Source organism: Imtechella halotolerans (genome assembly GCF_028743515.2).
Classification (GTDB): Bacteria; Bacteroidota; Bacteroidia; order Flavobacteriales; family Flavobacteriaceae; genus Imtechella; species Imtechella halotolerans.
Genome location: NZ_CP117969.2, coordinates 1,259,859 through 1,274,679, shown reverse-complemented (window position 1 = coordinate 1,274,679; position 14,821 = coordinate 1,259,859). Strand labels below are relative to the sequence as shown.

The 14,821-nt window shown below is 35.5% G+C and carries 17 protein-coding genes; 10 read left to right on the top strand and 7 right to left on the bottom strand.

Annotated elements, in window-relative coordinates; all coding sequences use genetic code 11:
• Positions 1 to 15 precede the first annotated feature (15 nt).
• The 3 genes from PT603_RS05820 to PT603_RS05810 all read left to right on the top strand — a co-directional run bounded on the left by PT603_RS05820 (position 16) and on the right by PT603_RS05810 (position 2,635).
• The gene (locus tag PT603_RS05820; RefSeq protein ID WP_008241324.1) at positions 16 to 762 is read left to right on the top strand and encodes a hypothetical protein; all 747 of its coding nucleotides are present in this window, start codon (positions 16 to 18) and stop codon (positions 760 to 762) included.
• Positions 763 to 827: 65 nt separating this feature from the next.
• Complete coding sequence (locus tag PT603_RS05815; protein ID WP_008241321.1) at positions 828 to 1,865, top strand: sensor histidine kinase; 1,038 nt, start codon at positions 828 to 830, stop codon at positions 1,863 to 1,865.
• On the top strand, positions 1,862 to 2,635 hold the full coding sequence (locus PT603_RS05810; RefSeq protein ID WP_008241318.1) for a LytR/AlgR family response regulator transcription factor: 774 nt from the start codon (positions 1,862 to 1,864) through the stop codon (positions 2,633 to 2,635). Before PT603_RS05815 ends, PT603_RS05810 begins: the two co-directional genes overlap by 4 nt.
• Before the next feature lie 51 nt (positions 2,636 to 2,686).
• On the opposite strand, the gene PT603_RS05805 is transcribed toward PT603_RS05810, so the two are convergent.
• Genes PT603_RS05805 through PT603_RS05795 form a run of 3 tightly spaced genes read right to left on the bottom strand, consistent with a single transcriptional unit; the run spans position 2,687 to position 5,394 of the window.
• Positions 2,687 to 3,805, bottom strand: coding sequence for a peptidylprolyl isomerase (locus PT603_RS05805; RefSeq protein ID WP_008241316.1), 1,119 nt, complete (start codon positions 3,803 to 3,805; stop codon positions 2,687 to 2,689).
• Positions 3,806 to 3,831: 26 nt separating this feature from the next.
• A complete protein-coding gene (gene gldI / locus PT603_RS05800) occupies positions 3,832 to 4,377 on the bottom strand; it encodes a gliding motility-associated peptidyl-prolyl isomerase GldI (RefSeq protein WP_008241314.1) in 546 nt (181 codons plus the stop codon).
• Complete coding sequence (locus PT603_RS05795) at positions 4,378 to 5,394, bottom strand: DHH family phosphoesterase (protein WP_008241312.1); 1,017 nt, start codon at positions 5,392 to 5,394, stop codon at positions 4,378 to 4,380.
• Between the two features lie 79 nt (positions 5,395 to 5,473).
• Here PT603_RS05795 and PT603_RS05790 point away from each other — a divergent pair, with 79 nt between their 5' ends.
• Together PT603_RS05790 and PT603_RS05785 are read left to right on the top strand one after the other, a co-directional pair.
• Positions 5,474 to 6,511, top strand: coding sequence for an alkaline phosphatase D family protein (locus PT603_RS05790; RefSeq protein ID WP_008241311.1), 1,038 nt, complete (start codon positions 5,474 to 5,476; stop codon positions 6,509 to 6,511).
• 52 nt (positions 6,512 to 6,563) lie between these two features.
• Positions 6,564 to 6,983 carry a nucleoside-diphosphate kinase gene (locus PT603_RS05785; protein WP_008241310.1) on the top strand — a complete coding sequence of 140 codons (420 nt, stop codon included), beginning with the start codon at positions 6,564 to 6,566 and terminating at the stop codon, positions 6,981 to 6,983.
• Positions 6,984 to 7,051: 68 nt separating this feature from the next.
• On the opposite strand, the gene PT603_RS05780 is transcribed toward PT603_RS05785, so the two are convergent.
• From PT603_RS05780 to recF, 4 genes are all read right to left on the bottom strand, one after another.
• Positions 7,052 to 8,527: a potassium/proton antiporter gene (locus PT603_RS05780; RefSeq protein ID WP_008241309.1), complete on the bottom strand. Its 1,476-nt coding sequence runs from the start codon at positions 8,525 to 8,527 to the stop codon at positions 7,052 to 7,054.
• Between the two features lie 73 nt (positions 8,528 to 8,600).
• Positions 8,601 to 8,897, bottom strand: a complete 297-nt coding sequence (locus tag PT603_RS05775; RefSeq protein WP_008241308.1) for a DciA family protein — start codon at positions 8,895 to 8,897, stop codon at positions 8,601 to 8,603.
• A complete protein-coding gene (locus PT603_RS05770; RefSeq protein ID WP_008241307.1) occupies positions 8,897 to 9,313 on the bottom strand; it encodes a hypothetical protein in 417 nt (138 codons plus the stop codon). Before PT603_RS05770 ends, PT603_RS05775 begins: the two co-directional genes overlap by 1 nt.
• A gap of 3 nt (positions 9,314 to 9,316) precedes the next feature.
• Positions 9,317 to 10,396 (bottom strand): DNA replication/repair protein RecF, encoded by a 1,080-nt coding sequence (gene recF / locus PT603_RS05765; RefSeq protein WP_008241306.1) that lies wholly within the window; start codon positions 10,394 to 10,396, stop codon positions 9,317 to 9,319.
• Between the two features lie 130 nt (positions 10,397 to 10,526).
• On the opposite strand from recF, the gene PT603_RS05760 reads away from it, so the two are divergent.
• The 5 genes from PT603_RS05760 to PT603_RS05740 all read left to right on the top strand — a co-directional run bounded on the left by PT603_RS05760 (position 10,527) and on the right by PT603_RS05740 (position 14,820).
• Positions 10,527 to 11,294, top strand: coding sequence for a tetratricopeptide repeat protein (locus PT603_RS05760; protein WP_008241304.1), 768 nt, complete (start codon positions 10,527 to 10,529; stop codon positions 11,292 to 11,294).
• A gap of 4 nt (positions 11,295 to 11,298) precedes the next feature.
• Entirely contained in the window at positions 11,299 to 11,781 is a 483-nt protein-coding gene (ribH, locus tag PT603_RS05755; protein WP_008241297.1) for a 6,7-dimethyl-8-ribityllumazine synthase, read from the top strand.
• Between the two features lie 133 nt (positions 11,782 to 11,914).
• Positions 11,915 to 12,208, top strand: a complete 294-nt coding sequence (locus PT603_RS05750; protein WP_008241291.1) for a hypothetical protein — start codon at positions 11,915 to 11,917, stop codon at positions 12,206 to 12,208.
• Positions 12,209 to 14,074, top strand: a complete 1,866-nt coding sequence (gene mutL, locus PT603_RS05745; RefSeq protein ID WP_008241289.1) for a DNA mismatch repair endonuclease MutL — start codon at positions 12,209 to 12,211, stop codon at positions 14,072 to 14,074. It begins immediately after the preceding gene.
• Positions 14,074 to 14,820: a rhomboid family intramembrane serine protease gene (locus PT603_RS05740; protein WP_008241287.1), complete on the top strand. Its 747-nt coding sequence runs from the start codon at positions 14,074 to 14,076 to the stop codon at positions 14,818 to 14,820. The genes mutL and PT603_RS05740 overlap by 1 nt, the downstream gene beginning before the upstream one ends.
• The last annotated feature ends 1 nt before the right edge of the window (position 14,821 follow it).

Here is a 14,821-nt window from a genome sequence, read left to right as displayed (position 1 = left end):
AAAAACAAACTAATTATGGACAGAGAACGCACTTTTTTAAGAACATTTGCAATCGCATCGGCAATCGGAGTAACTTATATAGCTTCTTCTGCATTTAAGCAAACAGGGAATCACAAATTTGCGGAGTTGGATGTTGAACGAATAAATATAGTTGAACCTGATGGTACGGTAAAAATGATTATCACAAATGTAGATCGATTTCCAAATGGTACGGATAAAATAAATGGACGCAAAACGAACGCTGATAGGAAAAAGCGTTCAGGAATGCTTTTTTATAATGAAGAAGGAATAGAATGTGGTGGATTCATTTATGATGGGGCAAAAAGTGCCAATGGTCATAGCTCAGGCTTATCCTTGACTTATGACCAATATGATGGTGACCAGGTAATGCAACTGCTTACCCAAGATTTTAAGAAAGGTGATAAGCGAATGGTTACTAGTTCTTTGGTCTTTAATGATAGACCAGAAAAGGAAACTCAGGAGAGAATGATGGAGATTAGTGATGAAATAGCTCAACTGAGAAAGGAAAATCCAGAGGCTGCCAAAGTTAAATACAAGCAATATCAGGAAGAAGGATTAGTTGGAGGTGCGCCTCGAATTATGCTAGGTAAAACAAGAAGTATGAATAATGGACTTTTCCTTTTTGATGATCAAGGAATGCCAAAGGCTATGTTTTATGTTGATAAAGATAATAATGCAAAGCTTGATTTTTACGATGATAAAGGTAATGTGATTGCATCGTTTCCGGAAACAACCAAATAAATAAAATGATAATAGCACTGTACTTTCAGTATAGTGCTATTTTTGTACATCATCGTACTTAAATTATGAAGTTACTATTATTAAGAATTAAAGAACACCGTTATTTTATTGGGTTTCTTTTATTATTTGCCTACGCTGAGTCTATACAGGTACGTATATTGATTAGAAGGGATGTCAATGCTTATACATTTACTCCGGATGCGGCCATTGGAGCGCTTATTAGTATTGGGTTTCTTTTTGTGATAATGCGATTCTTTTTAACAAAATACATCAATGGAGAGGGGTATCCAATAAAGAAGATCGTAAGCGTTTTTATGCTTTCATTGGTGACCTATGTAATACTTAATAATTTGTTCTCTTTTGTAATAGCCATAGCATTTGATACTGTCAGTAAGAATTTTAATACTCAAGTATTAGTGAGTAAAAATTTCGGACTAGTTTTAGATGCTATTATTTATGGAAGCTTTTATTTGGCATATTATTTTAATAGAAGACATAGAATGCAACAGCAACAACTTGTTGCTTACCATGAAGCATTGTCAGAGGTTAAAATTTCTCAACTTAAATCTCAATTGAATCCTCATTTTTTATTTAATAATCTTAATATTTTGGATCAACTGATTGAAGAAGATGGAATTAAAGCATCTACTTTTTTAAATGATTTTTCAGAATTATATAGGTATGTTCTGTATACGTCAGATAAGCAATTGGTTTCTTTACAGGAGGAGTTGCAATTTGCTCAAAGTTATATTGATTTGATAAAACATAAATACGGAGACGCGTACCTTTTTACAATTAGGCGACCGCAGAATATGGATGGTTTTATACCTCCCTTAACCTTGCAATTGCTCTTAGAAAATGCGGTACAGCACAATATTGGTACCCGAGATAAGCCAATTTTAATCGAAGTGTTCACTGAGGATCAGATGATAATTGTTTCCAATACTTGTGCAAAGAAAAAACAAGTTAAAACAAATGGAGGACGAGCTCTAAAGAATCTTACAGAACAGTATATATTACTAACGGACAGGTCAATCCAAATAGTAGAAACCGCCGAACTTTTTTCGGTAAATTTACCTATTATCAAATCTACAAATCAATGATAAATGTTGTCATTATAGAGGATGAATTACCAGCTAGAAGGAAATTAATTCGCTTTCTAAGTGAGGTAGATACTCCGATTACAATTTTAGCTGAAATTGACACTGTTGCTGATGCCATTTGTTTTTTAACTACCGCGTCAAGTGTTGATTTGATTTTATCGGACATAGAATTATTAGACGGAAATGCATTTGAAATTTATAACCAGGTATCTGTAAATTGTCCTATCATATTTACAACAGCGTATAATCAATATTTAATGGATGCCTTTGAAAGTAATGGTATTTCGTATTTATTAAAACCATTTACATTGGATCGTTTTTTACAGGCATGGAAAAAGTTTACTACCCTTCGCACACAAAATAGTCAGGAAAAGGAGTTTTTGCGTACACTTCATCAGTTAGTTCAGCAAACTAGTAGTAAAGAAAAACAATACAAAAGTCGTTTTTCGGTTTCTTCTCATAAAGGGACTTATTTTTTGGAGGTGGCTAAAATAGCTTATTTTTCTAGCGAGGAAGGTGTAGTATTTGCCATAGATACTTTAGGAAAAAGACATATGCTCACTGTGGGTTCATTAAAGGAACTTGAAGTAGTTTTAGATCCCATGCTATTCTTTAGGATTAATAGAAGTGAAGTAGTGCATAAAAATCAGGTTGAACGTATAGAGCGCTATACAAAAAATTCATTGGCAGTATGGATCCAGGGTCATGATAAATTTCTTCTGACCAGTCAAAGCAATACAGCCCCCTTTAAAGACTGGCTAGAGGTATAGAAAACAAAAGCCCCTACGGACGTAGAGGCTTTTATGAATTGATTATATGAATTATTCAGCAATTCCAACTAATTCTAAATCAAAAATTATATCACTGTTAGGAGGAATTACATTGCCTGCTCCTCGTTCACCGTATCCTAAAAATGATGGTATGAAAATGCGAACTTTATCTCCAACTTTCATAGAAAGCATAGCCTCTTTAAATCCAGGGATAAGGGTAGCTGATTCATTGTAAGGCATAGCGAATGGTTTATATCCATCAGCTTGCATTTTCTGTGGAATAACGGCGCCATAAGTTTCAGCAACAGATAACCAACTAGTGTCAAATAAGGTACCATCAGTAAGGTATCCAGCATAATTGATTAATACCGATTGTGTGTGGTTAGGTTTAGGGCCTTCACCTTGATGAGTAAATAATATTTTTAATCCTGAAGGAAGTACAGTAGCTTTAGCTTCATCCTCGATAATGGCTGCTGTAAATGCTGCTTTAGCAGCCTCCATTTTTTCTTCACGTTCCTTTTCTTTACGTGTTACTTCTTGCATATAGTTACTGAATACTTTCGCCGCGTCAAATGACTTTGCCTCTTTCCCATTTTTAATGATAACTATTTTATTGATAACCACTGGAGTTTCTGGTCTATTACCTGGTCCAGTTTTTACGCTGGCAATAGAGTCTATTACCGCAACGCCTTCTACTACTTCTCCAAATACTGTATGGCGACCATCAAGGTGGGGTGTAGGTACATGGGTAATAAAAAATTGACTTCCATTCGTACCAGGGCCAGCATTAGCCATAGATAGAATTCCTTTTTTACTGTGACGTAGGGTATCTACGATCTCATCTTCAAATTTATACCCAGGACTTCCCATACCAGTTCCTGTTGGGTCTCCTCCTTGAATCATAAAATCTTGTATAACGCGGTGAAAAATAACACCGTCGTAATAAGGCTTTCCTTTTAAACTGTCTGCTACTAAGGTATTTGTGCCTTCAGCCAGGGAAACAAAATTGGCCACCGTATTTGGTGTCTCTTTATAGGTAAGCTTTACCACCATATTCCCTTTGGTGGTTTGGATGTCAGCAAAGACACCATCCCCCAAATGTGGGTATTTGGAAGAGGTACATGAGGTTAACCCAAGTGCTATTGCACATACTAAAATGAAATTTTTCATATGGGATTGTTATTAATTAAATTTAGTTATTGTTTTTGTGTTTCTTTTTTAATGCTGTGTAAAGTTATTTCACAGGCTATAGGTTGATTACTGGTAATTTTATCTTGATCTCCAGTATATCCATATGCCAGTTCAGATGGGAAGTAACAAAAAATAGTTTCATCTGGTTTCATCAATTTAATGGCACTACGTAATCCTTGAAATAATTCCTCCTTGTCAACTTTATAGGTAATTACACCTAATGTGTTTTTTGAGTATAGAACTTGTTGATCCAGATTCGATATTTCATAGCTGAAAGTAACTAAATCTTCAGGCTGCGCTGTTTCTATAACTTGATCATTTTTAGATTTATAGGCATACCAAAAACCATCTTTTGAAGCGATAAAATCTAAAACCGAATCACGCTCTATTAGCTTTTTAATATATGCTTGTTCTTGTGATAATTTAGCCTTATTTCTTTCTACGGATTCCTTTAAGAAAGTAGCCGAGCGAACAGATAGAGGACGTCTTGCTTCTGGTTCACCACAAGATGCCATTAGTATAATCAATAAGAATAGGGGTAGAGCTTTCATCTATAAAGAGAGTTCGTTTTGATAGTGAGCAACATAGTTTTTGAAATCCGCAATGGTTTCCTGTAAAGGTTTATCACTGCGACCACCAGCAGCATTGATATGACCACCACCATTATAATATCGTCTGGCAAAAGTATTCACATCAAAAGAACCTTTAGAGCGGAGTGAGATTTTAACATAATTGTCTTGTTCGCTTTCGATAAAAATCGCAGCCAATTTTGCTCCATTTATAGAAAGGCCATAGTTTACAAAACCTTCAGTGTCTCCTTTTTTGAATTGGTGAGCGTCAAGTTCAGCACGAGTAAGCGTTATATAAGCCGTATGATATGCTTCCATGTATACTAGGTTTTTTAATGCAACTCCCAGTAATTGTAATTTATGAAACGAATTCGAATCATATATATTATTATGAATTGTGGCATTTTCTGCTCCGTTCTCTATTAAACTTGCCACTACTCTATGTGTTTCTGGAGTCGTAGAAGCAAACCTAAAAGAGCCGGTATCTGTCATAATACCTGTATATAAACATGTGGCCACATCCTTATTAAGTAAAGACGCATCTCCAAGGGCACTCATGAAATTATAAACCATTTCACAAGTCGAGCTCATAGTAACATCAGAATAGGTGACAGCAGCATAATCTTCTGGCGCTTGATGATGATCTATCATTATAAATTTAGCTTTAGTATCTTTTAATCCTCCTTGCATTTCTTCTATACGTGAAAGGGCATTAAAATCAACAGTAAATATGATGTCGGCCTCTAACAAAAGTGAATTTGCCTTAGTACTATTACTTTCATAAATAAGCACCCTGTCATCACCGGGCATCCATTTTAAAAAAAGAGGGTATTCATTGGGTGCAATTACGGTAACTTCATGGTGTTTTTGGATAAGCCAATGGTAAAGCCCTAAAGCACTTCCCATAGCATCACCATCAGGGTTTTTATGTGGAATAATAACAATTTTTTTAGGTTCAGTCAGCCATTCTTTGGCTGTGATTATGTCGCTTGTTTTCATGGCGGACTAAGATACAATTTAATAATGTAGCAATTCAAATATATGTGGTAGTTTTGTTTTACACAAAAATGAGATAATAATGATAAAACAATTAGCTGCTCTTACCGTGCTCTTGATTACTACACAAAGTTGTGTAACTAAAGCAGTTTCCAATAAGGAAGTTTTTGTCAATAAAGCTGATGAAGCTTTAATTGCTTTTGGTTCTTGTAATATGCAAAATCGAATAAATCCACTTTGGGATGACGTGCTTAATGTTAAGCCTGCTGTATGGATCTGGGGAGGTGATAATATTTATTCAGACACTGATGATATGAACCGTTTAAAGGCTGACTACCAACAACAGTTAAATCAAAAGGGGTATGCGGAATTGGTTCAAAATGTACCTATAATGGGTACTTGGGATGATCATGATTACGGATTAAATGACGGTGGAATTGAATTTCATGCTAAACAAGGAAGCCAACAACTTTTTCTCGATTTTATAGGAGTACCGCAAGAGGATGTACGTAGGAAGCAAGAAGGAGTTTATCATGCTGAAACGCTTCAATTTAAAAAGGGAAGTGTAAAAATCATTGTTTTAGATACCAGGTATTTCAGAACTGAATTAACACCTTCAGAGGTGAAAGGAAAGCGATTTCAACCTAATACATATGGACAAGGAAGTATGCTTGGAGATGCGCAATGGAAATGGCTAGAGTTAGAATTGAAAAAATCAAAAGCTGATTTTAATCTAATTGTAAGCAGTGTTCAAATTTTGTCTGCTGAACATGGATTTGAAACTTGGGGTAATATGCCTCATGAAGTGGATAAGTTGAAAGCGCTTATTGTTGACTCAAAAGCAAAAGGGGTTATATTACTTTCTGGAGATCGACATATTTCCGAATTTTCAAAGACTACTGTTTCCGGACTTGAGTATCCGTTAATTGATTTTACTTCTAGTGGTCTTACCCATACCTATGAGTCCTATTCAGGGGAATCCAATAGGTATAGAGTGGGTGAAGTAATTAATTCAAAGAGTTTCGGAGTATTGCGCTTTGATTTTAAAGACAGACTTGTACACATGGAAATGATAGGTGATGGTGGTCTTGTTCTTCAGGAGTTTAAACAAACCTATTAAGTGGACTTGTAGTTACGTGGAAAAAAATTACTTTTGCACAAAATTTTATCAAATGGCAACAAATAGAACATTTACCATGATTAAGCCCGATGCAGTAGAAAAAGGTTACATCGGAGGGATATTAAATATGATTAATGAAGGTGGTTTCAAAATCGTAGCGATGAAATACACTCAATTAAGTAAGCGTGATGCTGAGGCATTTTATGCAATACACAAAGAGCGTCCATTCTTTGGAGAATTGGTTGAATTCATGACACGTGGACCGATCGTAGCTGCTATTCTTGAGAAAGAAAATGCGGTTGCAGATTTTCGTACTTTGATTGGAGCTACTAATCCTGCGGAGGCTGCTGAAGGTACTATTCGTAAGAAATATGCTTCTTCAATTGGAGAAAATGCAGTTCATGGTTCTGATAGCGATGAGAATGCTGCTATTGAAGGTGCATTCCATTTTGCTGGAAGAGAAATATTCTAATGCCTATTTACTAGTTCATTGTAAAGTAAATTATAGCCCGGATTTCCGGGCTATTTTAATATAAGGTATTATTGATCTTCACTAGGGGTTCCTAACGAATGGTATGCCTCTTCTATTCCTGATTTATCATCAGAGAGTACAATTAGAAGATCGTTTGCTTCAATTATTGTGTTTCCATTTGGTGTTAAGTATTTTCCATTGCGTTGTATCATGGCAATAATGGCTCGCTTTGGAAATTTGAGGTTAACAATTTTCTGTCCCACGGCAAGGGCTGTAGGAGCTATTTTAATCTCTTCCATAGCTGTTTTTGGGTGTTCAGAGAGAAAGGTATCTACAGGATCTTTGGGTTTTACTTTTTCTGGTAATGCTACATTTAACCATTTAGCCAGTACAGATAAAGTGGTACCTTGTAAAAGGACGGAAGTAAGTGAAATAAAGAAAACAATATTAAAAATCATATGAGCCTTGTCAATACCTGCCAATAGAGGATAAGTCGCAAATACAATAGGGACTGCTCCTCTTAGACCAACCCAAGAAATATAAAAACGTCTACGAAGTTTCATTTTAAATGGAAGAAGGCTAATAAATACACTGAGTGGTCTAGCAATAAAAATAAGAAATGCAGCTATCATCATTCCTATACCCATAACAGGAACTATTTCTGAAGGAAATACTAATAGCCCTAAAGTAAGAAACAATACAATTTGCATCAGCCATGCCAGACCGTCAAACATTTTAATAATTGTTTTTTTATGAATTAGGTCTTGATTACCTAGATAAACCGCACATAAATACACAGCGAGGAATCCATTTCCACCTATAAAATCGGTAAATGAAAAGGTAATAAACATTAGAGCGACTGCTAGCACGGGATAGAGCCCGTCAAAATCCAGTCTAATACGGTTGATAATTACCTTACTTAACCAACCAAATCCCCATCCTGCAAGTCCTCCTAGAACCATTTGTTGGAAAAATAAGGGGACAATGCTCCAAAGACTGACACCTGGGTTAACAACTAATCCTAAAAAGGCAATGGTAAGAACATATGCCATAGGATCATTACTTCCGCTTTCTAACTCCAATGTAGGACGTAAATTGCTTTTAAGCGCTAGGCTTTTACCCCTTAGTATAGAAAAAACAGCTGCTGCATCTGTAGATGATACAATAGCTCCTAAAAGTAAACCCTCATACAAAGTGAAATCAGTGACTTGCCACACAAATATACCAAGACTAACGGCGGTTATCAACACACCCAGAGTAGATAATGCAATACCTTGTTTCAGTACAGGTTTGATTGCGTTCCAACTAGTATCTAGTCCTCCGGAAAATAGTATGAAATTAAGAGAAACTATACCTATGAATTGTGCAATTTGAGGATCGTTAAAGTAGATTCCACCTATGCCTTCTGAACCTGCTAGCATTCCAACGGCTAAAAACAATACCAAAATTGGAACACCAAATCGATAGGAAGTTTTCCCTGCAATAATGCTGATAAATAGAAGTAAAGAGCCTACAAGGAGAATGTTTTCTATGGTTAGATTCATGCTTTTAATCCGTATTTTTCTGTTTTCAAATAGCGTCTAAAAGTACAAAACTCATAGTCATTAAATAGAATATTTAACGAAGAACAATACTTTTTACAACATCTTTGCCTAATGACTCATTTAACATCTGAACTATTTTATCTTTTCCATAACTCAATTCTTCCCTTAATACGGAAGAGGAAAGTTGTACATAAAGAATATCATTTTTAAGCGTTACTTCTTGCGTGTAATTGTTAACTCCAGGTCCCATTAAATCACTCCAAGCGTTTTGAACTTGTATTTTGTCGATTCCCTTATCTAGTTTGTTTGTTTCTACAAAAGCCTTTAATACTTCACTTAAAGAAAGATGGTCGTTATTGCGTTTAGCCATTAGTTGATATTGATTGGTTGATAGCGTCTGTAGGTATAGGTGTTTCCAGAATCATTACGTGTTCTAAATTCGTTTTCTCCTACAACTTCTAATACTTCTTGCCATTCCGCCATTTCATTTTGATAGTGCATATAGTAGGTTTTATCTCGTTTTTCAATACTAAAATATTCAGCATCATCATTAGTTACATAAGTCCCGTCAAAATTAGGCTGTACTTTTTTCCGGTACCCTTTTAGCGAATCTGTGAGCTCAATATAGTCTATCGTTGTACTTACTGTATATTCTCTAGTAGAGCCTTGTGATGTTGTAACAGAGGCAATTTCCCAATACCCATTGAGATGAGAGAGTTGCTCTTCTGAAATTCCTTTACATGCAGAGGTTAGGATTAGAAATATACCTAGATAAAGAGGTTTCATAAATTATATTTTAAAAAGTTCGTATGATTGTTGAGTCTGTTTTACAACTTCTTCTGTTCGATCCGCATGAGTGTCACTAATAAATAGTTGTCCGAAACTATTATTAGCTACTAACGAAACTATATGCGCTACTCTATGCTGGTCAAGTTTGTCAAAAATATCGTCAAGTAAAAGTATAGGGTCTGTCTGAGTTAATTGTTTTATGACTTCAAATTGAGCAAGTTTAAGCGCGATTAAAAATGATTTCTGTTGCCCCTGACTGCCAAATTTTTTAACAGGATACCCATTTATCTCAAAGCGTAGATCGTCTTTATGAATACCTACACTGGTATATTGCAATGCTCTGTCTTTAGACAATTGTTCATTGAAAAGGGTCATTAGATCTGCCGAGTGCAAATCACTGTCGTATACGATGTCTACATCTTCTTTACCTCCGGATATAGCTTCATATCGCGATTTAAAGATAGGGATAAATTCTGCTAAAAAAGATTTTCTTGTCTCATAAATTGAATTTCCATAACCTTCCAATTGCTGGTTGTATATTTCTAAGGTTGTGGGATCAAAAGTACTGTTTAGTGCAAAGTATTTTAGTAATGAATTTCGCTGAGACAATACTTTATGATAGTTGATTAATTGAGCAAGATATGGTTTGTTTGATTGAGAGATCACACTGTCCATAAACTTTCTTCTAAATTCGCTTCCCTCAGTTATTAAATCACGATCAGCAGGTGAAATAATTACTACTGGTAAAAGACCTAAATGTTCTGAAAATTTGTCATAGGCTTTTCCATTTCGCTTAATTACTTTTTTTTGTCCTTTTTTTAAGCTACAAAAGATGTGTTCTTCCCGTCCATCTTTTTGAAAATTACCTTCGATAACGTAGAAATCTTCTCCATGGCGTACATTCTGAGAGGCAATAGTATTAAAATAGCTTTTGCCAAACCCAAGATGGTATATAGCATCCAGTATATTTGTCTTCCCAATTCCGTTGTTTCCTACAAAGCAATTAATCTTTGAGGCAAACTCAAATGATTTGGAATCAAAGTTCTTGTAATTGATAAGTGAAAGTTTCTGTAAAATCATGAGCAGACAGAAGAAGATTATTTGCTGCGAATTTCCGAAAAGAATTCCTAATTATTAAAAAATAACCCTAAAAACGACTTTTATATATTAATAAAAATTATATTTTTGCGCCACTAATTAATTAAGAATTATGGCTACTTACAAGAAAAGAGGCTACAAGCCAGCAAATAAAGAAGAGCAACAGTTGGACGAAAATCTGCACAGTACTACAGCAGAAGTTTTTAACACGTTGGATGCTGGTGCTTCTAAGACCGAACAGTGGGTTCAGCGTAATCAGAAGGCAATCATTGGAGTTATTACTGCTTTAGCAGTGGTAGGTTTAGGATATCTTTTGTATCGTCAGTTTGTGTTAGAACCTAAAGAAGTAGAGGCTTCGAATGAGATGTTTGTAGCACAACAATATTTTGATGCAGCTGTGAATTCTACTGATGATAAAGAATCATTGTTTAATTTGGCTTTAGAAGGTGCTGACGGAAAATATGGTTTATTAGAAATTATTGAAGAATACAAAGGTACTAAAGCTGCTAATTTGGCTCAGTATTCTGCTGGAATGGCTTACATCAATCTTGGTAAATATCAAGAAGCAATTAGTCATCTTGAAAAATTTAGTAGTGATGATGCCGTTTTAGGAGCACTTGCTAAAGGGAATATTGGAGATGCTTTTGCTCAGTTAAAACAACCTGAAGAGGCATTAGAGTATTATGTAAAAGCATTCAATCATAACAAGAATGACTTTACAACACCAATGTACTTATTGAAAGCTGGTATCACTGCCTTAGAATTAAAGCAGTATGATAAAGCTTTAGGGTATTTTGAGCAAATTAAAGAACAACATGAAAATAGTGAAGAGGGCCGAACAATAGATATCTATATTGGTAAGGCTGAAAACATGAAATAAAATCATGGCAACAGAAAATAAAAATTTATCAGAATACGATAAAGCAACTATCCCAAATGCGAAGTCTCTTCGGTTTGGGATAGTTGTTTCAGAATGGAATCCTACTATTACTGAAGGATTATTTAAGGGGGCATATGACGCTTTAGTGGACTGTGGTGCGCTTCCTCAAAATATTATTCGTTGGGATGTGCCAGGCAGCTTTGAATTAGTGTATGGAGCTAAAAAGATGTTAAAAACCCATGAGTTGGATGCTATTATTACAATTGGATGTGTAATCCAAGGTGAAACTAAGCATTTTGATTTTGTGTGTAGTGGGGTTACACAAGGAGTAATGGATTTAAACCTTCAAAATGATGTACCTGTAATCTTTTGTGTTCTTACGGATAATACCTTGCAGCAATCCATTGATAGAAGTGGAGGTAAACATGGTAATAAAGGTACTGAGGCTGCTATTGCAGCTATAAAAATGGCTGTATTGGGATTGTAGTAAGAAACTAAATAACAATATGTAAAACGCCCTGCATCTAGCGGGGCTTTTTGTTGTTAACATTTTTTAAGGTTATCAGTCCTTAAAGCTGTATATTTTTGCCTAAATTTGACCAATAAAGCGATTAATAACTGTGAGATTCAAAGTTTTTAAATTAAGAGAAAATAAACGTTATAATTACACTCCTAGGTATTATCAAGGGAAAGATGTAGGGAATCCATATAGCTTTGAATCAAAATTTCACAAATATAGAGAAGCCACCAATGCCAATGATTTTGGTTCTCAATGGAAAGCAGCGCGGGAGTCTAGTAGGAATAGAGGTAATAGGGAGGTAAATCGTCGATTGGTGATTATTTTTTTAGTTCTCTTGTTAGTAGCGCTTTATTTTCTTGATTTTGATTTATCAATCTTCAGCTTCCGACGATAAATGGCAGATGTTATTCAATTGTTACCCGACCATGTTGCAAATCAAATTGCAGCTGGTGAAGTAGTTCAGCGCCCTGCCTCGGTGGTGAAGGAATTGTTGGAAAATGCTATCGATGCCCGTGCAACTGAAATTAAATTGGTTGTGAAAGATGCAGGAAAAACCTTAGTTCAGGTTATAGATAACGGTGTTGGGATGAGTGTTACGGATGCACGACTCTCTTTTGAAAGGCACGCCACTTCTAAAATTCGTTCAGCCGAGGATTTGTTTCAACTTCACACAAAAGGATTTAGAGGAGAAGCGTTGGCTTCTATAGCAGCCATTGCTCATGTAGAAATGAATACGTGTCAGGAGGAGGATGAAGTAGGTACACTTTTAAGAGTGGAAGGAGGGAAAGTAACGAATGAAGAAGTTGTCGTTACTCCCAAAGGTACTTCAATTGCTGTTAAAAACCTGTTTTTTAATATCCCTGCTCGTCGAAATTTTTTGAAATCGGATACTGTTGAGTTACGTCATATATTAGATGAATTTCATAGGGTAGTGTTAGCGCATCCTTCTATTCATTTTATGATGTACAATAATGGAAATGAAATTTTCAATCTTCCAGCTGGTAACTATCGTCAACGTATTGTACACGTTATGGGGGGCAAAACTAATGAAAAATTGGTTCCAGTTGAAGAGACTACAGAAGTGTTGAAAATAACTGGGTTTGTCATAAAACCTGAATATGCCAAAAAGAGTAAAAGTGAACAGTTTTTCTTTGTCAATAATCGTTTTATAAAAAGTGGATATTTACATCATGCAGTAATGGCCTCATATGAGGGTATATTGAAAGATCAAATGCAACCTGGATATTTTTTATATTTAGATGTAAATCCTGCTAGTATTGATATTAATATTCACCCTACTAAGACTGAAATAAAATTTGATGACGAGCATACGTTATATGCGTTACTTAAGTCTGCTGTGAAACATAGTTTAGGGCAGTTTAATGTAGCCCCTATTTTGGATTTTGACAGAGACCCATCCTTAGATACGCCTTATACCATGCAGGGACAAAGGGCAAGTTATCCAACCATCGAAGTAGACGCTAATTTTAATCCTTTTGAAGATGAACCAAAGGTGTCATCTGGAAGTAAAGGATCTTCAAATTATATGAAGAATCATCTAAAATCACCTTCTTGGGAAAGTTTGTATACGGATGTGGATACAAGTGATTTCTCGTCTCAGCAATCTTTTTCTTCATTAGAAATGGAACCAGAAGAGGTCATAGGCTCTTTATTTGAATCTTCTGATGAGAGTGTGCAACAAAATACCCAAAGCTATCAGTTAAATAAAAAGTATATTGTAACACACATTAAGTCTGGGATGGTAATCATTGATCAGCAAAGAGCACATCAACGTGTATTGTATGAACATTACCTGCAGCTAATTACGGGAGGGCATGCGGCAAGTCAACAACTCTTATTTCCTTTAGATATTGCATATACTGTTAATGAGCGTGCTATTTTGGAAGTTTTACAAGAAAGGCTTGTTGCAAGTGGTTTTATATTGGAATTCATGGATGAAGTGTTACGTATTACAGGAGTTCCTTTAGAGGTTACTGAACGTGAGGTTTATATGATTATCCAACAACTTATTTCGGACTTTGAAAATGATTTACCTGAAAGTGGGTATTCACAAACTGATATGTTAGTGAAATCTATGGCTAAAAGTTTAGCGATTAAAACAGGTCAGCAACTAACTAATGATGAACAAGAGGGCTTAGTGCATAAATTGTTTGCTTGTGAGGAGCCAACTATGTCACCCTTTCAAAAAACAACATTTATACAGCTTACCATAGCTGATATTGATAAAAAATTTAACTAATGGGAAGAATTACAGAAGCAGTTAAGCACCTCTTGATTATTAATGTAATCATGTTTATCGCTACCCAAGTATACGGTGATCAAATGACAGATCTTATGGCTATTTGGTTTCCTATGAATGAGCATTTTCATTGGTGGCAAATAGTTACTCATATGTTTATGCATGGAAGTGTAACACATATCTTTTTTAATATGTATGCTTTATGGGCTTTTGGATCGCCATTGGAACAGATGTGGGGGCGTAATAAATTTTTATTTTTTTACTTTTCTGCTGGTTTAGGAGCTGCCCTAATTCATACAGGTGTAAATTATTATGAATTTCAACAGGGATTTAATGCACTAATTGGAGCTGGTGTTGATGGTGATCAGATTCTTTCTTTACTAAGAGAGGGTAAGTATGATACTCGTTGGCCTGAATTGGTTTCCTCACCTTCAGAGGTAAAGGAAATGTTATCTGCTTATTGGCAGCCAGCGGTAGGTGCTTCTGGAGCTATTTATGGTATTTTGGTAGCCTTTGCAATGATGTTTCCAAATGTGGAATTATTTTTGTTGTTTATTCCAGTACCCATAAAAGCTAAGTATTTTATTCCTGTTTTAGTAGGATTGGACTTGTTCTCTGGATTAACCGGGTACTCTATTTTTGGTGGAGGAATTGCCCATTTCGCACACGTTGGAGGAGCTTTGTTTGGATTTATTATGATGTGGTATTGGAAAAGAAATCAGTTTAATAACAATCGATGGGATTAAG